Source organism: Nocardia cyriacigeorgica GUH-2, assembly GCF_000284035.1.
Classification (GTDB): Bacteria; Actinomycetota; Actinomycetes; order Mycobacteriales; family Mycobacteriaceae; genus Nocardia; species Nocardia cyriacigeorgica_B.
The window spans coordinates 2463728-2481699 of sequence record NC_016887.1; the positions used below are offsets into that span (position 1 = coordinate 2463728).

A 17972-nucleotide genomic window follows, 5' to 3' on the forward strand; every position below is an offset into this window, starting at 1 on the left:
ATGACACCCGATCAGGGCGGACAAGGTGGTGCGCATGACCGAGGACGTAACCCGCATAACCGCGGACACCACGACGACGGTGGGTGTGCGCGTGCCCGCGGATCTCGACCAGTTGCTGATGCTGCGCGCCTTGGCCGAGACGGTGTCGCTGATCGCCGACTTCGCGCTCGACGAGGTCACCGATATCCGGCTCGCACTGGATGAAGTGGCGACCTCGCTGATTCTCGACGCCGTGCCGGATACCGAACTCACCTGCGATTTCAGCTACGGCGACAACCGCATGACGGTAGCGGTGTCGTCGGTGGCGGCCACCGAATCGGTCGGCGACCGGCACAGCTTCGGCTGGCATATCGTGCGCACCCTGACCGAGTCGATCAGCACCGAACAGCGGCCCTTCGACCAGAACGCGGGCGGATACCCCACCACGGCGCAGTTCACCTGGGTGCGCGGCGGGGGCTCCGATGGCAGCTGAGCGGCAGCGGCCGAGACAGGCCCGCCGCCATCCCGGCGAGGACAGCTACGACCACATCGAGCCGCTGCTGGAAAAACTCGCCGCCATTCCCGGCGACGACCCGCGCCGCGCCGAAACGCGCGCGGAGGTCGTCGACCGTTGTCTGCCGCTGGCCGAGCACATCGCGCGCAAATTCGCCGGGCGCGGCGAGATGTTCGAAGACCTGTTGCAGGTCGCGCGGGTGGGGCTGCTGCACGCGATCGACCGATTCGACCCCGCGCGCGGCTCATCGTTCCTGTCGTTCGCGGTCCCGACGATCATGGGCGAGGTACGCCGGTATTTCCGCGACAACACCTGGTCGGTGCGAGTGCCACGGCGGGTCAAGGAGATTCAGCTGAGCATCGGACCCGCAACCGACAAGCTCTCCCAGCAGCTGGGCCGGATGCCGCGCGCCCGCGAACTCGCCGACGAACTCGGCGTCGACCTGGTGGAGGTGACCCAGGCGCTGATCGCGGGCAACGCGTACCAGAGTTCGTCGATCGACACGGTGAGCGGCGGCGAGGACGCCGACAACGCGCCGCTGCCGCTCACCGAATCGCTCGGGGTGGAGGAACCGTCCTACCGCTACGTCGAGGACTACCTGGCCGTGCAGCCCTATATCGCCGAACTGCCCGAACGTGAGCAGCAGGTGCTGCGGATGCGCTTTTTCGAATCGATGACCCAGAATCAGATCGCCGAACAGCTCGGTGTCTCACAGATGCACATCTCCCGCATCCTGTCCCGCACCCTGGACTGGGTGCGCGAACAAGCCTTGCGCGACTGAGGTTTTCGCACCTCACACCGGCGTCGGCGGAACCGGATCCGGTGACGGGCCGGGGTCCGGCGGCGGCGGGATCGGGGGTGCCGGCGGGTCGCCGGGCTGCGGGGCCGGCGGCACCGGCTCCGGTTCGGGCACCGGATGCGGGGGCGGCGGCGCGGGCACCGGATCGGGTTCGCGCGGGGGATTCGGGCGGGTCAGCTGGTCGGTTCGCACGGCCGGCTCCTTCGGGTCGATGCGCGTGGTCTCAGGGCAGGGCCATGTCGTGGATGCGGGCCAGATCGCCGACGAATTCGGCGTAGGCGGCCTTGCGGTCGGTGGAGCGCAGCACCGCCGACGGATGCACGGTCGCGGTCACCTGATAGTCGGGCCGGTCGAGCACGACGCCGCGCACCTCACCGACGGTGGCGGAGGGGCCGAGCACGGCCTTGGTGGCCACCGCGCCCAGGCACACCACCAGATCCGGTGCCAGCACGCCGAGTTCGGCGTTCAACCAGGCCGAACAGGCCACCACCTCGGTGCGGCTGGGCTGTTTGTGGATGCGGCGCTTACCGCGTTCGACGAACTTGAAATGCTTGACCGCATTGGTCACATACACCTCGTCGCGGTCGAAACCGGCCTCGGCCAAGGCGCGATCGAGCAGCCGGCCGGCCGGGCCGACGAACGGATGGCCCGCGCGATCCTCCTGATCGCCGGGCTGTTCACCGACCATGACCACCCGGGCGGCGGGCGGGCCCTCGCCGAACACGGTCTGGGTGGCGTCGCGGTACAGCTCGCAGCCGCGACAACCCGCCGCCGCCTCGCGCAGTTGCGCCAGATCGGCGTCGGGCGGCACGAATTCGGCGGCACCGGGCGGTTTGCGCGCCGGGCGCCGCGCCGCGGTGCTCACTGCTCCTACGACCGGCCGAGGGCCTTGGCCAGCTGAGCCTTGGTCATCTTCGACCGGCCCTCGATATTGCGCTTGCGGGCCTCGTTGTACAGCTGGTCGCGGGTCGGGCCCTTCGAACCGCTGTGCGAGCGCTTGCCGCCGCGATGCTGCGGGGAGACATCACGGGTGGAGGAGCGGCTGGCGGTCTTGGACTGGCCGGATTGCGCGCGATTCTTGTTCACCGTGCGGGCCGCGATCTCCTTGGCGCGCTTGGTGCCCGCGCCGCGGTCCTTGGCCGAATCCTTGATGTGTTCGTACTGCCGTTCCTGTTTGTCGGTCCATTCCTTCGGCATGACACACCTCCTGTCTGCGGGACGGATACCCGCCTCGCGCGTGCACAATCAACGGCTCAGACAACCGGTCCGGTGCGGGCCAGCGTCGCGTTGACCGCGTCGATCTTGTTCTCGATCCGTTCGAGATCCTCGGCATCGACGGCGAACAGCCAATGCTTGGCACCGAGCAGCAGGATCGCCTGGAAGATCAGCTGTAGCCACTCGCTCTGCCAGTTCTCGAACGTGCTGGCAAAGAAGTTGTGCAGGTAGCCGCCCCATTCGAAGGGCTGCCCGAGCGCTTCCTGGGTGCTGCGGTAATCGCTGAGCTGGGTGACGAACTGCGCGGCCCAGGAGCCCGCGAACAACAGCACCAGCAGATAGACAGCGCCCCATCGTCTGAAGTGGGTCATACCGCAGCGATACCCGGCACGGCGCCGTATACGCAGGCCACCGCGCCCCCGCGACCGGACCGGCTGCTCAGGACTGGGCGACGAGCTCGCGCATCGGCTTGTCGAGCTCACGGCGGTAGAAGTCGATGAACCCGTCGGGATCAGGGCCGGCGTTCTGCATCACCAGATGGTCGTAACCGGCGTCGACATAGTTCTGCGCCACCTCGAGATAGCGGGCGGGATCGGACCCGCAGGCCATCGCCTCGCGGATGTCGTCCACGCGCACCGTGGTGGTCGCGGCGGCGAAGTTCACCGGATTCGGCAACTCGCTCATCACCTTCCAGCCCGTCACCGACCAACGGGTCGTCTCGTGTGCGGCCTCGGCGGCGCTCTGTTCATCGGGTGCCCAGGCCATACCGACCTCGGCATAGCGCGGTCCCGTTCCGCCCGCGGCCCGGTACTCGTCGACGATGCGGGCTTCGGGTGCGGTGGCGAACAGGCCATCGCCCAGTTCACCGGCGATCCGCGCCGCCTCGGGACCACCGGCGGCCACGGCGATGGGCGGCGGGCTCTCGGGCAGATCGAAGACCCGGGCATCGGAGATCGACAGATACCGCCCGTCATAGGACTGATACCCACCGCGCCACAGCAACCGGATGATCTCGAGCGCCTCGCGCAGCATGTCCTGGCGCACCGCGACCGGCGGGAACTCCTTCGCCACGACATGCTCGTTGAGCCGCTCACCGGATCCGACACCGAGGGTGAACCGGCCCTGCGAGATCAGCGCGAGGGTGGCGGCGGCCTGCGCCACGATCGCCGGGTGATACCGGATGATCGGGCAGGTGACGCCGGTGGCGATGCCGATCCGCTCGGTGCGCGCGGCGATGGCGCCGAGCGCGGACCAGGCGAAACAGGAATGGCCCTGGTTGTCCAGCCACGGATGGAAGTGATCGCTCATCTCCACGAAATCGAAGCCCGCGGCCTCGGCCTGCACCGCCTGACGGATCAGCTCCTCGGGACCGAACGCCTCGGCCGCCAATTTGTACCCGATCTGCATGGTTGCCTCCTGTCGATGGTGCCTGTGGTGGACGCGCTCAGCGCACCGCACCGGGCCTGCCGACCTGCGCCGGCTCGGGTGCCGTGCGCAGGTCGTAGATGGTGTAGGCAGCCCGGATCACCGGTTGCGCGACATTGCGGACCCGGATGCCACCCGGCGTCGTGCCGTGTTCGCGTCCGGCGTGCGCGTGCCCGTGCAGCGCCAGGTCGGCGCCGGCGTCGTCGATCGCCTCACCGAGCAGATACGAACCGAGGAACGGATAGATCTCTGGTGGTTCGCCGTGCAGGGTGTCGGTGACGGGCGAGTAGTGGGTCAGCGCGACGGTGATATCGGCGTCGCAGCCGGCCAGCGCCACCCGCAGCGAATCGGCCAGGGCCACCGAGCGTCCGGCGAATTCGCGCATCATGCGTTCACCGAACACGCTGGCGCATTTACCGGCGAAGCCGCCGCCGAAGCCGATGGTGCCCGCGACCGCGAGGGTCGAGTCGCCGACGCGCACCGTGGTGGACGAACCCTCCAGCACGGTGATGTGGTGCCCGCCGAGCAGATCGGTGATCTCGTCCTGGGCGTCGCTGTGATAGTCGTGATTGCCGAGCACGGCGATCACCGGGACCGGCAGATCGGCGAATTCCTCGGCGACGACGCGGGCCTCGTCCACCGTGCCGTGCTTGGTCAGATCGCCGGCCAGCAGCAGCACATCGGCGCGCTCGGGCAGCGATTCCAGCGCCGGGCGCAGCAGCCCGCGTGAATCGGTCCCCAGATGAATGTCTCCGACCGCCGCGATCCGCATGCCTGCCAACTCCTTCCGCTCGACGCCCTACCGCAATTCCTCGCTCGGCCCCGGCTGTGCGGGCGTACCGACCCGGACCTCGTTGTGAATGCGGGCCCCTGGCACCAGTTCGCGCACCGTGTCCTCGAGCCGCTGTTTGCGTTCGGCGCTGGTCACCTCGCCGTCGAGCACGACGACACCGCCGCGGATATGGATCTGCACACCCAGTTCGGCGGTGCGCGGGTCCTCGGCCAGCGCTCGGCGCAGCCGCGCGACCAGATACTGCGGCGGAGTGGATCCGGGTTCGTGGGTGGTGCCTGGCATCAGTTGCCTCTTCCGGTGTCGGCGATTCCGAGGTCATCGATGAGACCGAGGAATGCCTTCGCGTAGGGCGAATGTTCGGTCTGCGCGCGCACCGACCGCCAATCCACCTGTTCGCGCAGATCGCGGGCGATGCGCAGCAGCGGGCTGAGATCGAGCCGGTGCGCGCTGAAGACCAGCAGCTTGTCGACCATCAGATCGGTGCCGTCGATGACCGGTGCCCGGACCGGGCCCACCGGCATCACCTCCGCACGCCCCAGCATCTCCTCGGTGACCTCACGGTCATTGGGGCGGTGGACCACGTCGATGAGGGTGTCGCCGTCGTAGGCCTTGGTCAGCCAGTCCTCGGCGGCATCGGCCACCCGCAGGCCCGCGCGGGCCAGCACACTGCGCACCTCGGCGATATCGGCGGGCCGGACGAACAGGTCCACGTCATGGTCGGAGGCGGGCCCGCCGCGCGCGTACACCGCACAGCCGCCGGCCACCGCGAACGGTATCCCGGCCTCGGACAGTGCGTTCGCCGCGCGGGTGAGCGCGTGCAGCAGCTGGTCGATCGTCGGTGCCATGTTGGGTGCCTACCCGGGTTCGCGGTGCTCAATCGCGCAGCGGCGCTCACCCGAGCGAGATCACCAAGGCCACCGCGACCACCAGGAACACCGCCACCACCAGGACCGTCACCAGGATCGCGGCGATTCCGGTGAACGGAAAATGATGGCGGGTATCGGGCTCGGGCGCCGACAGCCCTGAGGTCTGCGGAGTATCCGGTGGGGTCGCACCGGGCGCGACCCCACCACCGGGTTCGAGATCGGGGGTGCGGGACGGGTCGGGATCCATGGAAGTCATGACAGGCCTACTCACCGTCGTTGTCCGGGGTCAACGGCTCATTCGGGCGTTTCCCGGTCGCCTTGCGGTAGATGATCACCGCCGCGACCAGCACAGGTATTGCGAGGATCACGAGTAGCTCCATGCTTGCCGCGTACCCGGTGCGATGCTGGTCAATCGGCACCGGCCGGTTCGGCGTTTCCCGGCCTCCGCGATCACCCCGGCATCGGCCACACCCATCCGGATCCACTGTTTGGAATACCCCGGCTGGGTACCCTCGGGTGTATGGGCTCCGATCACGGATCGCATCAGGACCATCACGCACCCGCCGGCGGGAACACGAGACCGCCGAACGGCGGCTCGGATATCGGCTCGGATGAGCAGGCCGGGCATCCCGAGCGCGCAGGCGCCAGCGGGCAGCCGCTCCCCGGCGGACCCCCGGGCCCGACCGGGTCTGCCGGCGACAGCCAGCACCCGGGCCACGTCGCCGACAGTGCCCACAGCGCCCACGCCGGTCAGGATGCCGGCGCGGGTCGCGGCGCCGACGATGACCGCAGCGGCGCGGACGACCGGACGGTGCGCGGCGACGGCCACGAGCACCGTGCAGACCAGCACGGCGCCCATGACAGTCATGAAGGAAAGGGTGCGATCTCCGGCCATGAGGCGCATGAGGCGCACACAGGACACGCAGGTCACGGCGGTGACGGGGGCCATGGCGGGCATGGCGGGCACGGCGGCCATGGCGATCATGTGGCTCAGTTCCGGCGATTGTTCTGGTACATGCTGGTGCTGGCGGTGCCGGTGGTGGGGGCGAACGCGATGTTCGCGGATCTGCTGGGGTACGAGTTGCCGCACAGCGGGCCGGTCACCTGGATTTCGCCGGTGCTGGGGACGGTCATGTACGTGTGGGGTGGGCGGCCGTTTCTCACCGGTGCGGTCAGCGAGATCCGGGCGCGGCAGCCGGGGATGATGCTGCTGATCGCACTCGCCATCACGGTGGCGTTCGTCGCGTCCTGGGGTGCGGTGCTCGGGATCGTGTCGCATGAGCTGGACTTCTGGTGGGAGCTGGCGCTGCTGATCGTGATCATGCTGCTCGGGCATTGGATCGAGATGCGCTCGCTCGGGCAGGCCTCCAGCGCCCTGGAATCGCTGGCGGCGCTGCTGCCCGACGAGGCCGAGCGGGTCGACGGCGCGGAGATCACCACCGTCGCGGTCACCGAACTGGCCGAAGGCGATCTGGTGGTGGTGCGTCCGGGTGGGCGGGTGCCCGCCGACGGTGTGGTCGAATCCGGGAGCGCCGACGTCGACGAATCCATGATCACCGGCGAATCCATCGCCGTGCGGCGCGCCGCGGGTGATCGGGTGGTCGCGGGCACCGTCAGCACCGATTCGGCGCTGCGCGTGCGCATCACGGCGGTGGGGGAGGACACCGCGCTGGCCGGGATCCAGCGCCTGGTCAGCGAGGCGCAGAACTCGACCTCACGGGCGCAGGTGCTGGCCGACCGGGCCGCGGCCTGGCTGTTCTGGTTCGCGGCGGGCGCCGCGGCGATCACCGCGACGGTGTGGCTGGCGCTCGGCGAACCCGACGCCGCCGTCACCCGCACCATCACCGTCCTGGTCATCGCCTGCCCGCACGCACTGGGCCTGGCCATTCCGCTGGTGGTGTCCATCGCGACCGAACGCGCGGCCAAGGCCGGTGTACTGATCACCGACCGCCGTGCGCTGGAGGCGATGCGCACCGTCGACGCGGTGCTGTTCGACAAGACCGGCACCCTCACCAAGGGCGAACCCGCGGTGGTCGAGGTCGCCGGCAGCGACGGCTTCGACAGCGACCGCGTGCTCGCGCTGGCCGCCGCCGTGGAAGGCGACAGCGAACATCCGCTCGGCCGCGCCATCGTCACCGCGGCCGAACAGCGCGGCACCGATATCCCGGCCGCCAGGGATTTCGCGGCCCGCAACGGCGTCGGCGTCACCGCGCGTGTCGAGGACGCAACCGTCAGCGTGGGTGGGCCCGGCATGCTGAGTGAACACGGATTGGCCGAACTACCCGAATCCGCCGCCTGGGCCGAGCAGGGCGCCACCGTGCTGCACGTCATCCGCGACGATGCCGTGGTCGGTGCGCTCGCGCTGGCCGACGAGATCCGCCCGGAATCCCAGCAGGCCGTCGACGCCCTGCATGAGCGCGGCGTTCATGTCGCCATGATCACCGGCGACGCCGCCCCGGTGGCGCACGCGGTGGCGCGCACGCTGGGAATCGACGAGGTCTTCGCCGGTGTGCTGCCGCAGGACAAGGGCGCCAAGGTGAAGTCGCTGCAAGCGGCGGGCCGCACCGTCGCCATGGTCGGCGACGGCGTCAACGACGCACCCGCGCTCGCGCAGGCCGACGTGGGCCTGGCCATCGGCGCGGGCACCGACGTGGCCATCGCCTCGGCGGGCGTGGTGCTGGCCGGCGACGATCCGCGCTCGGTGCTGTCGGTCATGGCTCTCTCGCGTGCCACCTACCGCAAGATGATCCAAAACCTCAGCTGGGCAGCGGGATACAACCTGATCGCGGTGCCGCTGGCCGCCGGTGTGCTCGCGCCGTGGGGCTTCACCCTGCCGATGGAGGTGGGCGCGCTGCTGATGTCGGCGTCCACGGTGGTCGTTGCGATCAATGCCCAGCTGTTGCGGCGGCTGGACCTGCGCCCGGCGGCGGTGCTGGGGGTGGCGGATCCGGATGCGAATTCCCTGGTCCCGCAGCAGCTTCCGGTTGCTCGATAGGTTAGGGATCCCGCAACGGCGCAGAAGTCGCCGCCGGATCCGGTGATAGCCGTCATCCGCGGTCGAGTTCAGCGACAGCCGACCGCCGCCGCCCGCCCAGCGCGGGTTCAGCGGCAGCCGGCAGCGGCCGTCGCGTAGCCTGCCCGAACCTCAGTCGTCGTACCCCAGCCGCACGTCGTGCGAGACCTCACCGCCGGACACCAGCACCTGCCCGGTGACGGCCGGATAACCGCGCGCCACGATCGTGTACCGGCCGACCGGAAGATCCGGCACCACATAACGTCCGTGCTCGTCGGTGCGGGTGGTGGCGGTCAGTTCGCCGGACTCGTCCAGCACGGTGATCTGCGCATCGGCGACGGTCCGGCCGTCGGCGGTTTCGGCCGTGCCGACCAGCACCGCCATCGGTGTCAGCTCGATGTCGTGGCGCAGTACACCGGTGTCGGGCACCGCGAGGGTGATCGCGTCGGGCCGCATATGGTCGGCCACCGCCACCAGCGTGTACGACCCGGCGACGACGCCCTCGCACACATAGCCGCCGTCGGCCCCGGTCACCGCGGCTGCCACCACCTCGCCGCGCTGATCGGTGAGCGTGACGGTCGCTCCGGCCAGCGGATCACCGCTGCCCGCCGAACGCACCACTCCGGACAGTCGCCCCGAGCCGAGCAGGGTCAGATCGAGGCGCTGCGGCTGCGACCCGACCGTCACGTTGACTGCCGTCGGCTGATGCCCGCTCGCTGACGCGATCAGCACATAACTGCCGGCGTCCGCGCTCGCGAAGACGAACTCGCCGTGCGCGTCACCGGTGGCCCGCGCCGCCTGGCGGCCCTTCGGGTCGATCAGCGTGAGCGCGGCGTCGGGGACCGGCTGCCCGTCCTCACGATGGACGCGCCCGCTGATCGCGACGTCCGCGCCGTAGCCGGCGTCGAATGCCGAGGTCGCGGAACTCTCGTGCGCGCCATGACCATTGGCCTCGGCGTGCCGGGCCGCGGCGGCGGCCAGTACCGGTTCCGGTTCCGACAGCGCCTGCGCCGCGCCTTCCCACACCTGGTCCTCGTCCCAGGAGGACGCCGCCTCGGCCGGTTCCGCATCAGGCGCGGTCGCCGCCACCGGCGCGTCCTGGAGCGGGATCTCCTTCATGAACATCAGCACCACGCACGCCAGCAGCGCCACCGCGGCGGCGGCATAGAACACGCCCTGCATGGAATCGGTGAAACCGGTCAAGATCGGTGCCCGCACCTCCGGCGGCAGCGTCGCGATCACGCTGGTGTTGCTCTGCAGATCACCGAGCGCGGCCGCGTCGAAGCCGGGCGGCAGGGTCCCCCCGAAGGCCTCGGTGATCTTGCGCGGCAGCAGATTGAACAGAATGGTCAGGAAGATCGCGACGCCGAGGGTGCCGCCCATCTGCCGGAAGAACGTCGCCGACGCCGTCGACACGCCCATATCCGAGCGCGGGCCCGCGTTCTGCGCGGCGATGATCAGCGTCTGCATACAGGCGCCGAGACCCAGCCCGATCACACCGCCGTAGACCAGCGGCTGCCACAGCGCGCTGTCGTAATGCACCTGCGCGTACAGTACGGCGCCCACCGCGATGATGAAGGTGCCGGCCACCGGCAGGATCTTGTAGCGCCCGGTGCGTTTGGTGATCTGGCCCGCGATCCCGGAACCGACCATGATGCCCAGCACCAGCGGCAGCATCAGCAGGCCCGCCTTCGTCGGCGAATAGCCGCGCACCACCTGGAAATACTGCGGCACCATGGTGATCGCGCCGAACATCGCCACACCGACGATGAACCCGCCCGCGATCGTCACACTGAACGTCGAGTTCTTGAACAGCCGCAGCGGGATCAGCGCCGCGTCCTTCATCAGGAATTCGATCAGCACGAACAGCAGCAGCCCGGCCGCGCCGATGCCGTAGCAGGTCAGCGCCTTGTGCGAGTCCCAGCCCCAATGCCTGCCCTGTTCGGCCACGATCAGCAACGGCACCACACAGATCGCCAGCGCGATGGCACCGAGCCAGTCGATGCGATGGTTCTGCCGTTGATGCGGCACGTTGAGCACCTTGGCGACCACGATCATCGCCAGCACGCCGACCGGCACGTTAACGAGGAACACCCAGCGCCAGCCCTCGATGCCGCCGAGGATGTCGTAATCGGAGAAGAACCCGCCCAGCACCGGGCCGAGCACCGTCGCACCACCGAAGACGATCATGAAATAGCCCTGGTAGCGCACCCGTTCGCGGGCCGGGACGATATCGCCGATGATGGTGAACGCCAGCGACATCAGGCCGCCGGCGCCGAGGCCCTGGAAGGCGCGGAACGCGGCGAGCTGATACATCGAGGTGGCGAAGGTGCAGGCCACCGAACCGATGACGAACAGCCCGATCGCGAGGAGATAGAACGGTTTGCGACCGTAGATGTCGGCGAGTTTGCCGTACAGCGGTGTGGTGATGGTCGCGGTGATCAGATAGGCGGTGGTGGCCCACGCCTGTTCGTCGAAACCGTGCAAGCTGTTGGCGATCTTGACGATCGCGACACTCACGATGTTCTGGTCCAGCGCGGCCAGGAACATGCCGAGCAACAGGCCGGAGAGAATCGTCAGCACCTGCCGATGCGACAGAGTGGTGCTCTCGCCGGTCTCCGGGGGCCCCGCGTCCGCCCGGGTGGTCGATGTGGTCATGTGAGCCCTGATTCTGATCTGGTAGCCGTGGCTGGGGAGCGCGCGCTGCGGCGCGGCGGTGGACCGGATCGGCGGCGCGTGATCAGGCTGTGCGCCCCAGCAGAATTGTTTAGCAACAGCAACTAGTTGCGTCGGCCAACTATACAATCGCCGGGTGTGTCGGCCGTCACCGGGTGCGACCGTCCCCGCGCGCGCCGTCGATGGGAATCAATGGTTTCGCCGACAACGGTGCATCGACTATGAATGTGGGGTGCCACAGCCACGTGTGATCGTCTGCCCGCCTTCCGATCTGTGCCGCCGGGAGTCGATGTGACCATCGAGCACCCCATCGAGCAGCCCGTCGAGGACGAGGTCTCCCAGCTGGCGCAGCGGGTCGAGAAGGCCCGCGGCCGGCTGGCGTATCAGTTCGATCCGGCGCTCACCGACGCGCTGTCGGAAGAGGAATTGCGCGCCGAACGCGAACTCGCCGAGCGCATTCGGGTCCAGGACCGGGAGCAACGCTGGAAACAGGCGCAGGCCGCGGCCGCCGCCTCCGACCGTGCCAGGCAGACCACCGAAGAAATCGAGAAGGCCGACATTCGAGATCTATTGCTCGCCCGCAAGGCAATCGCCAACCAGCAGCGCGAATCCAGCCCGCACGCCAAACTGGCCTCGCTCTACCGGCACCGCGCCTGGTCGCTGCGTGCGCTGGCCGGTGTGGTGGCCGCAGGCATGCTGTGGTCGGCGGTCAATGTGCAGCACAACATCGCCCCCGGCGGACCCGGCGATCCGCTGTACTGGTTCAGCTACCTGATCGAGGCGATGATCAGTGTCTGCCTCATCATCATCATGATCGGCACCAACAAGGTGTCGGAATGGGGTGTGGTCGACAACCGGCAGAAGGTCGCCGCCGCCGAAATCGCCCTGCTGGCATTGACGGTCAGTCTCAACACCTACCCGTATGTGCGCGACGCGCAATGGTACGAGGCGGCCGTGCACGCGGTGGCGCCGGTGATGATCGGTGTCGCACTGCTCATCCACGACGCCGTCAGCGCGCGTTACGGCCTGGCCATCGCGCGGGCGACCGAGCAGGTCAAGGAGCTGCCCGATCCGGCCGAGCAGATCCGCAACCGGCTGCCCGACATCAACAGCTTCCGGTTGAGCGCGCCCGATTACGCGTTGCAGCAGCCGGTCGCCGCGGAACCGGTGGTCCAGGAGGAGATTCCGGCCGAAGCGCCGGAGGAGCAGCAGGCCGAGGCCGACGGTGGTGAGCCCGAGGTCGAGACCGAGGTGCTCGAGCAGCAGCCGGCGCCCGCCGCCGAGCCGGCACCCAAGGCCGCGTTCCGCGGTTCGGCTAAGCCGTCGACGCCGAAGATTCCGGTCTCGTTCGACGACGATGTGTTCCTCGGTTCTACCGAGCAGCCGGTGCCGGCCACGCCCGCGCGGGCGGCGTCCAACGGTGCGGCCGAGAGCAAGTCCGCGGCCACCAAGACCGCCGAGCTGAACGGCTCCGCCACCGGTGCCAAGGTGGGCTCCACGTCCTCGAACGGGGCCGCGAAGACCACCCCGCAGCCGACCGCCGCCAAGACGACCGCCGCACCGGCCAAGGCGCCCGCGCCGGAACAGCCCTCGACCTCCACCGCGTTCCGCTCGACGGCAGCACCGAAGCCGGCCGAGTCCACGGTGGGAATCGACCGCCCCGAACCGGCTCCGGCATTCAGTGCTCTCGGTTCCTCCGAGAGCCCCAAGGCCGGCGCGCTCCGGGGCCGCAAGGCCAAGGGCAAGGCGGCCGACAGCGAACCCACTCTGCACGAGGTCGTCAGCGCCACCAGCATCTACGACACCGGCCAGTTCCGGATCGCCGAAGAGCTCGAGCGCGAACTCGCCGAGATGCAGGCCGCGCGCCGCCGCGCCAGGACCAGCAAACGCTGACCGTCCGCCGCCGCTACCGCGTCACGGCCGCAACGCCTGTTTGCCGATCGTGGCGCGGTCGGCCAATGCTGTGAGCACGGCCGACACCACCCGCCGCCGCATGCACCAGCATGGTTTCCCCGGCGGACAACCTGCCGAGCGGTTTCAGGGCGGCCAGTGCGGTGGCCCAATTGAGCACCAGCCCCAATGCCTGCTCATCGGCCCACCCGGCAGGAACCGGTGCGAGCCCGGCCACCGGCGTGACCATGAATTCGGCGAATGCGCCTGGGCCCGTGCCGATTACCCGGGGCTCGTCCCGGGCCGCAGGGGCGGCGCATTCTTTTCGATGACAGGCGAAGAGAACGCGGCTAAGCTTCCATTTATTCGATAGGTATCGAAGAGAGGATGTAGCGGTGCCACTGGGGAGATGGAAGTCCGCCGACCATCCCGCGATCGAGGAGGTCGCGATCGACGATGTGCTGCACGCGCTGGCCGATCCGACTCGTCGCCGCATCGTGCGGACCCTGCTCGCCGAGGGCGATCGGCCGTGCGGCACCTTCGATCTCGACGTCGCCGCCTCCACCCTCAGTCATCACTTCAAGGCCCTGCGCCGAGCCGGGGTCATCCGGCAATTCGACGTCGGACGTCAGCGGATGAACACGCTACGACTCGATGAACTCGGCACCCGGTTCCCCGGATTGGTCGATTCCATCCTCGCGATGTCCGAACCCGAGGCCCCGAACCGCTGATTTCACACCGTCAGGAGTCACCATGCCGACGATCATGTTCGCGCGGACCGCCGCCGTCCCCGTCAGCGCCTGGCTCATCATCCAGCTGACCTTCGACGCCGGCTACCGCGCCGACAATATCTTCGCCGCACCGGATTTCGCCTTCTCGCTGGTGCTGCTGATCGCGGCCTTCCTGCCCACTCGCATCGCGGTGCCTGCCTTGACCGCCGGTTTCTTCTTCGGGTCCGGCGTGATCACCGTCGCCGCGCTCGACCGCTTCGACCGAGCGCAGGTCGGTGCCGGTGTGCTCGACCTCGTCATCGCCGCGATCTACCTGGTCTGTGCCGGACTGCTGGTGTCGCGCGTTCCGCGTCGGATGGCGCCTGCTTCCTAGGGAACGGGCTTGCGCACCAAGATCTCCAGACGTACGAAGGTCTGGGCGTAACTGCCGTCCGGGGCGCGCAATTCGTCGACTGCGCCGGCCAGTTCATCGGCCAGTCGTGCGTGTTCGGCGGGTGGCGCCTGGCGGGTCAGCGATACCGCCGCGGTGGTGCGCAGCATGTCGGCGAGTTGGTCGCGGGTGAACGGGCGGCGCTGGGGGACCGCGCGTACGCCGTCATCGGGGATGTCGAACCCTTCCTCGGCGAGCAGACCGGCCACCGGCTCGGGTTCCGGGAACGGCTCGGGTGGGCGCAGGTCGTTGTCGCGGGCGATGCGACCGATGAGCCGGATCAGTTCGGCCGCGTTACCCGCCGCCGCGGACTCGGAGTGATACCAGCCATCGGGGCGCAGCACCCGGTGCACGGCGGCGAAGACCCGCGGGTAAGCCGAGATCGGCAGCCAGTGCAACATCGCGCGACTGACCACGAGGTCGACCGTCCGAGCAGGGATCAGGCGGTCGAAATCGGTGGCCGAAGCGGTGACGAACTCCAGGTCGGCGCCGGCCCGGCGCCGCGCGGTAGCGAGCATGGACGGGTCCTGATCGACTCCGATGACGAGCCCGTCGGGCACCAGCGCAGCGAGTTTCGCGGTGAATTCGCCGGTACCGCATCCGAGATCGACCACCGTATCCCACGCACGCGGCGGGTGGCGGGTCAGGAACCAGTCGTCGACCGCGCGATGATGCTCGGCGGCGGCCGAGTACTCCTCGCCGCGCCAGCCTGCGCCGGCATGCCCGCCAGGGGTCATGGTTCCGATGCTAGTCATGCGGCAGCGGGGGTGCTCGATCGTCGAGCCCCCCGCTGCCGGTGTGTGCGCGGACCAGGTCGCGGTGGGGCGGGCAACCTCAGCCCGCGGTGCGCAGGGTGAAGGCGGCGGTGCGGACGGTGTCGCCGTGCTTGAAGTCCAGGAACAGCCGGTAGGTGCCGGGGCCGGGGACGGCGGTGTGGAAGGAGACCTCCGGCCCGGGTGCGGTGATGCCGTCACCGGGTTCACCGTTCGGGTGGACGTGGACGTAGGCGAGATCGCCGGCGCGAATGACGACGAGGTGACCGTATGCGGCGAGGTAGGGCTGCAGATCGGTGACCGGAGCGCCGTCCTTGCGCACTGTCAGGGTGAGCAGGCTGCCCGCGCCGGTGCTGAGGTCGCCCGTCAGCTCGACCTCGTAGCCGTCGACGTGGTAGGTGCGCACCGGCTCCGGAACCTGATGCGGCGCATACTCACCCGCCACCGCCAGATCCGCGCCCAGGGTGATCGTCTTGCCGAGCGCCTGCGGTGCGATGTCGGTGAACACCCGGTAGGCGCCGGCCGCCGGCAGGTTCAATCGCACCGACCAGGTGCCATCGGCCGCCAGCTCCGGATGCACGTGCCAAAAGCCGGTCAGCTCGCGCGGCACGACGATCAGGTGCAGTTCCTTGTCGTGAATCGGGGAGTAGGCGGTGACCGGCCGGCCATCGGGGCCGATGATCCGGAACCGGAAATCGACGTCGCCGGGCTGCAGGATCGTGTCGGCCAGTTCGAGGGTGTAGCCGTCCTGGGTGATCAGCAGGCCACCGGGGAATTCGGCTGCGCCGTGGGCGGCGTGATCGCCGTGAGTCGCGGCGTGCCCGGTCGGCGCGTGGGCGCTGTGGGCTGCGTGGTCGCCATGATTTGCGCCGGGGCCGGCGGAGGCCGAGTGGGCGTTGTGGTCACCGTGAATTTCACCAGCCGCCGGTGCGTGGTTGGCGTGACCTGCCTGCGCCTTGTGGGCGTGGTGTGCGGAATGGTCGGCGTGGGAATTGGTGCTCATGATCGTGGTCCTCGGTTCGTCGTCTCGTGGCTGTCCGTCTGTCATGAACATATACCCCCTGGGGGTATCTAGCAACGCAACTTCCAGTGATCCCGATCACAGCATCGCGCATAATTTTGGCCGGCGATGTCGATTACCGCCCCCGTGGATCCGACGTTCCGGGCGAGGATGGACCGAACCGGTCCGTCACCAGCACCAGACCGAGGAGCGCTCATGAAGTACGTGATCCTGATTCATTCCAACCCGCAGCCGTGGGGACACCCCACCGGCGACTTCCTGCCCGAGGTGCAGGCCCTGCCCGAGCCGGAGCGGGAGCGGATCAACGCCGATTTCGAGCGGTTGCTCACCGAGATGCAGGACAACGGCGAGCTGGTGGGTGGTGAGGCGCTCGGCGCGCCGGAGGCGGCCCGGCTCTACCGCTGGGAGGACGGCAAACCGCTGCCCACCGACGGCCCCTATTCGGAGGCGAAGGAGCATCTGGCGGGGTTCTTCCTGATCGACGTCGACAGCCTCGAGCGCGCCGAACAGATCGCCGCGCAGTTCGCGGGACCGGGCGAAACGGTCGAACTGCGCCCCACCATGTGGCCGGGCGGCGACGACCAGTGAGCGCGGAGGCGGTGGGACAGGTGTGGCGTCGGGAGGCGCCGCATGTGCTCACCGCCCTGTTGCGCAGGCATGGCGACCTCGGCGAGTGCGAGGACGCCGCGCAGGAAGCCGCCGAGGCCGCGGCGGCGCAGTGGGCCCGCGACGGGGTGCCGGACAATCCGCGCGGGTGGCTGATCCGGGTGGCGTCGCGGCGCCTGATCGACCGGCAGCGTGCCGATCGCGCCCGGGCCGAACGCGAAGACGCCGTGATGCGAGCCCGCCCCGCCGACGATGGCCTCGCACCGGCGGCGGACGCCGATCCGCCCGCGACCGGCGACGACACCCTGCGCCTGTTCCTGCTCTGCTGTCATCCGAGCCTGAGTCGTCCCTCGCAGGTCGCATTGACACTGCATGCCGTGGCCGGACTGAGCACCGCCGAGATCGCGGCTGCCTACCTGGTGCCGGAACGCACCATGGCCCAGCGGCTCTCCCGCGCCCGAGCCGGATTGCGCACCGCGGGAGCGACTTTCGACCTGCCCGCCGCGAGCGAACTCCCGGCTCGGGTCGCGGCGGTGCTCGACGTGTGCCATCTGCTGTTCACCGAGGGCCACACCCGCACCGGCGGGACCGCGGTGCTCGACCCGGGCTTGGCCGGCGAGGCGATCCGCCTGACCCGGCAACTGCACCTCCTGGTGCCCGATCACGACGAGGTCGCCGGCGCCCTGGCCCTCATGCTCCTCACCCACGCCCGTGCCGCCACCCGCAGCGACCACGGCGATCTGGTCCCACTCGCCGAACAGGACCGCAGCCGGTGGGATCCTGCGTTGATCGCCGAGGGCGTGCGCATCCTCGAAACCGTCCTGCCGCGCGGCCATGTCGGCCGCTACCAGCTCCAGGCCGCGATTGCCGCCGTCCATGCCGAGGCGCCCACCTGGGAGTCGACCGACTGGGCGCAGATCTGCGTCCTCTACGCGATGCTCGCCCGGCTGGCGCCGAGCCCGGCCGTCACGCTCAATCGCGCGGTGGCCGTCGCCATGGCCTTCGGCCCCGGCCGGGGCCTCGCCCTGATCGAGCCGCTGCTGAGCGACCCGGCCATGCGCCGCCACCACCGCACGCACGCCGTCCGCGCTCACCTGTTGGAAATGTCCGGCGACCACACCGGGGCGCTGGCGAGCTACGCCGAAGCTGCTCGGCTGAGCACGAGCCTTCCCGAGCAGCGCTACCTCAATGCTCGAATGCGGCGCCTGGCTGTGGATTCGGACTGAACCGGCGGGCTCTCG

22 protein-coding genes are annotated in these 17972 nt (G+C 69.3%); 8 read left to right on the forward strand and 14 right to left on the reverse strand.

What is annotated here, in order from left to right; translation table 11 throughout:
* Positions 1 to 34: 34 nt before the first annotated feature.
* Positions 35 to 472 carry an ATP-binding protein gene (locus NOCYR_RS11095; RefSeq protein WP_014350457.1) on the forward strand — a complete coding sequence of 146 codons (438 nt, stop codon included), beginning with the start codon at positions 35 to 37 and terminating at the stop codon, positions 470 to 472.
* Positions 462 to 1274 (forward strand): RNA polymerase sigma factor SigF, encoded by an 813-nt coding sequence (locus NOCYR_RS11100; protein ID WP_014350458.1) that lies wholly within the window; start codon positions 462 to 464, stop codon positions 1272 to 1274. Before NOCYR_RS11095 ends, NOCYR_RS11100 begins: the two co-directional genes overlap by 11 nt.
* A 12-nt stretch (positions 1275 to 1286) precedes the next feature.
* On the opposite strand, the gene NOCYR_RS30760 is transcribed toward NOCYR_RS11100, so the two are convergent.
* The 10 genes from NOCYR_RS30760 to NOCYR_RS30380 all read right to left on the reverse strand — a co-directional run bounded on the left by NOCYR_RS30760 (position 1287) and on the right by NOCYR_RS30380 (position 6459).
* Positions 1287 to 1484 (reverse strand): hypothetical protein, encoded by a 198-nt coding sequence (locus NOCYR_RS30760; protein WP_014350459.1) that lies wholly within the window; start codon positions 1482 to 1484, stop codon positions 1287 to 1289.
* Between the two features lie 31 nt (positions 1485 to 1515).
* Positions 1516 to 2157, reverse strand: coding sequence for a UdgX family uracil-DNA binding protein (locus tag NOCYR_RS11110; RefSeq protein ID WP_014350460.1), 642 nt, complete (start codon positions 2155 to 2157; stop codon positions 1516 to 1518).
* 5 nt (positions 2158 to 2162) lie between these two features.
* Complete coding sequence (locus tag NOCYR_RS11115) at positions 2163 to 2489, reverse strand: hypothetical protein (RefSeq protein ID WP_014350461.1); 327 nt, start codon at positions 2487 to 2489, stop codon at positions 2163 to 2165.
* A 56-nt stretch (positions 2490 to 2545) separates the two neighbouring features.
* A complete protein-coding gene (locus NOCYR_RS11120) occupies positions 2546 to 2878 on the reverse strand; it encodes a DUF6766 family protein (protein ID WP_014350462.1) in 333 nt (110 codons plus the stop codon).
* 67 nt (positions 2879 to 2945) lie between these two features.
* On the reverse strand, positions 2946 to 3914 hold the full coding sequence (locus NOCYR_RS11125; protein ID WP_014350463.1) for a TIGR03557 family F420-dependent LLM class oxidoreductase: 969 nt from the start codon (positions 3912 to 3914) through the stop codon (positions 2946 to 2948).
* 37 nt (positions 3915 to 3951) lie between these two features.
* A complete protein-coding gene (locus NOCYR_RS11130) occupies positions 3952 to 4704 on the reverse strand; it encodes a metallophosphoesterase family protein (protein WP_014350464.1) in 753 nt (250 codons plus the stop codon).
* A gap of 27 nt (positions 4705 to 4731) precedes the next feature.
* Positions 4732 to 5007 carry a BON domain-containing protein gene (locus tag NOCYR_RS29930; protein ID WP_014350465.1) on the reverse strand — a complete coding sequence of 92 codons (276 nt, stop codon included), beginning with the start codon at positions 5005 to 5007 and terminating at the stop codon, positions 4732 to 4734.
* Complete coding sequence (locus NOCYR_RS11140) at positions 5007 to 5570, reverse strand: nucleotidyltransferase (protein WP_014350466.1); 564 nt, start codon at positions 5568 to 5570, stop codon at positions 5007 to 5009. The genes NOCYR_RS29930 and NOCYR_RS11140 overlap by 1 nt, the downstream gene beginning before the upstream one ends.
* Positions 5571 to 5616: 46 nt before the next feature.
* Positions 5617 to 5838: a DUF6480 family protein gene (locus NOCYR_RS11145; RefSeq protein WP_014350467.1), complete on the reverse strand. Its 222-nt coding sequence runs from the start codon at positions 5836 to 5838 to the stop codon at positions 5617 to 5619.
* Positions 5839 to 5955: 117 nt separating this feature from the next.
* The gene (locus tag NOCYR_RS30380) at positions 5956 to 6459 is read right to left on the reverse strand and encodes a hypothetical protein (RefSeq protein WP_228794468.1); all 504 of its coding nucleotides are present in this window, start codon (positions 6457 to 6459) and stop codon (positions 5956 to 5958) included.
* A gap of 147 nt (positions 6460 to 6606) precedes the next feature.
* On the opposite strand from NOCYR_RS30380, the gene NOCYR_RS11150 reads away from it, so the two are divergent.
* A complete protein-coding gene (locus tag NOCYR_RS11150; protein WP_014350469.1) occupies positions 6607 to 8586 on the forward strand; it encodes a copper-translocating P-type ATPase in 1980 nt (659 codons plus the stop codon).
* A gap of 150 nt (positions 8587 to 8736) precedes the next feature.
* On the opposite strand, the gene NOCYR_RS11155 is transcribed toward NOCYR_RS11150, so the two are convergent.
* On the reverse strand, positions 8737 to 11262 hold the full coding sequence (locus tag NOCYR_RS11155) for an MFS transporter (protein WP_014350470.1): 2526 nt from the start codon (positions 11260 to 11262) through the stop codon (positions 8737 to 8739).
* Between the two features lie 309 nt (positions 11263 to 11571).
* Between NOCYR_RS11155 and NOCYR_RS11160 the strand changes: the two genes are divergently transcribed.
* Positions 11572 to 13173: a hypothetical protein gene (locus NOCYR_RS11160; protein WP_014350471.1), complete on the forward strand. Its 1602-nt coding sequence runs from the start codon at positions 11572 to 11574 to the stop codon at positions 13171 to 13173.
* A gap of 13 nt (positions 13174 to 13186) precedes the next feature.
* On the opposite strand, the gene NOCYR_RS11165 is transcribed toward NOCYR_RS11160, so the two are convergent.
* Positions 13187 to 13420, reverse strand: a complete 234-nt coding sequence (locus NOCYR_RS11165; protein WP_048833268.1) for a hypothetical protein — start codon at positions 13418 to 13420, stop codon at positions 13187 to 13189.
* Between the two features lie 145 nt (positions 13421 to 13565).
* Here NOCYR_RS11165 and NOCYR_RS11170 point away from each other — a divergent pair, with 145 nt between their 5' ends.
* Both NOCYR_RS11170 and NOCYR_RS11175 read left to right on the forward strand, forming a co-directional pair.
* Positions 13566 to 13901, forward strand: a complete 336-nt coding sequence (locus NOCYR_RS11170) for an ArsR/SmtB family transcription factor (protein WP_014350472.1) — start codon at positions 13566 to 13568, stop codon at positions 13899 to 13901.
* 22 nt (positions 13902 to 13923) lie between these two features.
* Positions 13924 to 14274 (forward strand): hypothetical protein, encoded by a 351-nt coding sequence (locus tag NOCYR_RS11175; protein ID WP_014350473.1) that lies wholly within the window; start codon positions 13924 to 13926, stop codon positions 14272 to 14274.
* Here the strand turns inward: NOCYR_RS11175 and NOCYR_RS11180 are convergent.
* Positions 14271 to 15068, reverse strand: a complete 798-nt coding sequence (locus NOCYR_RS11180; RefSeq protein ID WP_014350474.1) for a class I SAM-dependent methyltransferase — start codon at positions 15066 to 15068, stop codon at positions 14271 to 14273. The genes NOCYR_RS11175 and NOCYR_RS11180 overlap by 4 nt on opposite strands.
* Before the next feature lie 97 nt (positions 15069 to 15165).
* Positions 15166 to 16107 (reverse strand): hypothetical protein, encoded by a 942-nt coding sequence (locus NOCYR_RS11185; RefSeq protein WP_014350475.1) that lies wholly within the window; start codon positions 16105 to 16107, stop codon positions 15166 to 15168.
* A gap of 213 nt (positions 16108 to 16320) precedes the next feature.
* Here NOCYR_RS11185 and NOCYR_RS11190 point away from each other — a divergent pair, with 213 nt between their 5' ends.
* Both NOCYR_RS11190 and NOCYR_RS11195 read left to right on the forward strand, forming a co-directional pair.
* Positions 16321 to 16713, forward strand: coding sequence for a YciI family protein (locus tag NOCYR_RS11190; protein WP_014350476.1), 393 nt, complete (start codon positions 16321 to 16323; stop codon positions 16711 to 16713).
* A complete protein-coding gene (locus NOCYR_RS11195; protein ID WP_014350477.1) occupies positions 16710 to 17957 on the forward strand; it encodes an RNA polymerase sigma factor in 1248 nt (415 codons plus the stop codon). Before NOCYR_RS11190 ends, NOCYR_RS11195 begins: the two co-directional genes overlap by 4 nt.
* The last annotated feature ends 15 nt before the right edge of the window (positions 17958 to 17972 follow it).

Coding starts and splice junctions, on each gene's coding strand:
- NOCYR_RS11185 (WP_014350475.1), bottom strand. CDS start 16,107: ATGAGCACCAATTCCCACGCCGACCATTCCGCACACCACGCCCACAAG.
- NOCYR_RS11115 (WP_014350461.1), bottom strand. CDS start 2,489: ATGCCGAAGGAATGGACCGACAAACAGGAACGGCAGTACGAACACATC.
- NOCYR_RS11140 (WP_014350466.1), bottom strand. CDS start 5,570: ATGGCACCGACGATCGACCAGCTGCTGCACGCGCTCACCCGCGCGGCG.
- NOCYR_RS11125 (WP_014350463.1), bottom strand. CDS start 3,914: ATGCAGATCGGGTACAAATTGGCGGCCGAGGCGTTCGGTCCCGAGGAG.
- NOCYR_RS30380 (WP_228794468.1), bottom strand. CDS start 6,459: ATGACTGTCATGGGCGCCGTGCTGGTCTGCACGGTGCTCGTGGCCGTC.
- NOCYR_RS29930 (WP_014350465.1), bottom strand. CDS start 5,007: ATGCCAGGCACCACCCACGAACCCGGATCCACTCCGCCGCAGTATCTG.
- NOCYR_RS11190 (WP_014350476.1), top strand. CDS start 16,321: ATGAAGTACGTGATCCTGATTCATTCCAACCCGCAGCCGTGGGGACAC.
- NOCYR_RS11180 (WP_014350474.1), bottom strand. CDS start 15,068: ATGACCCCTGGCGGGCATGCCGGCGCAGGCTGGCGCGGCGAGGAGTAC.
- NOCYR_RS11120 (WP_014350462.1), bottom strand. CDS start 2,878: ATGACCCACTTCAGACGATGGGGCGCTGTCTATCTGCTGGTGCTGTTG.
- NOCYR_RS11175 (WP_014350473.1), top strand. CDS start 13,924: ATGCCGACGATCATGTTCGCGCGGACCGCCGCCGTCCCCGTCAGCGCC.
- NOCYR_RS11155 (WP_014350470.1), bottom strand. CDS start 11,262: ATGACCACATCGACCACCCGGGCGGACGCGGGGCCCCCGGAGACCGGC.
- NOCYR_RS11150 (WP_014350469.1), top strand. CDS start 6,607: ATGCTGGTGCTGGCGGTGCCGGTGGTGGGGGCGAACGCGATGTTCGCG.
- NOCYR_RS11100 (WP_014350458.1), top strand. CDS start 462: ATGGCAGCTGAGCGGCAGCGGCCGAGACAGGCCCGCCGCCATCCCGGC.
- NOCYR_RS11145 (WP_014350467.1), bottom strand. CDS start 5,838: ATGGATCCCGACCCGTCCCGCACCCCCGATCTCGAACCCGGTGGTGGG.
- NOCYR_RS11165 (WP_048833268.1), bottom strand. CDS start 13,420: ATGGTCACGCCGGTGGCCGGGCTCGCACCGGTTCCTGCCGGGTGGGCC.
- NOCYR_RS11130 (WP_014350464.1), bottom strand. CDS start 4,704: ATGCGGATCGCGGCGGTCGGAGACATTCATCTGGGGACCGATTCACGC.
- NOCYR_RS11095 (WP_014350457.1), top strand. CDS start 35: ATGACCGAGGACGTAACCCGCATAACCGCGGACACCACGACGACGGTG.